This is a genomic window from Desulfobulbus alkaliphilus (genome assembly GCF_016918545.1).
GTDB classification, from domain to species: domain Bacteria; phylum Desulfobacterota; class Desulfobulbia; order Desulfobulbales; family Desulfobulbaceae; genus Desulfobulbus; species Desulfobulbus alkaliphilus.
The window spans coordinates 1-346 of record NZ_JAFFQC010000463.1 but is presented as its reverse complement, the minus strand read 5'-3'; the positions used below and the strand labels follow the sequence as shown (position 1 = coordinate 346).

Here is a 346-nt window from a genome sequence, read left to right as displayed (position 1 = left end):
TTGTCCGCATGGCGTCTGCCGATTTCCGCATCCCTTACAACGCTCTGCAGCTCCTTATCCAGGAATTCGTATCCCTTGTCCCAGTCTATTTCTCTGGCGATTTTCGGGAAGAAGAACTCCATAACTTCTTTAAAATACAGCTCTATTCCCTCTTTCCAAGGGCTGTCATATTCATCTTGATGATTGGGTTGATTATCCATAAAGGTATGTTAATTATAAATGATATACTTTGAAAGGTTAATCATAAGAGCGTCTGTTTTTCCTCCATGACCTGAACCGTTTTACCGACAATGACAGCAAGGGAACGGTTGTGGGGTGTGGGGAGGTGGGGTGATTGCGACGGGTG

1 pseudogene is annotated in these 346 nt (G+C 44.8%); it reads right to left on the bottom strand.

The annotated features are described in order from the left end of the window. Nucleotides 1–200: pseudogene (locus JWG43_RS19420) on the bottom strand (hypothetical protein); the annotation flags it as partial. Nucleotides 201–346 lie beyond the last annotated feature (146 nt).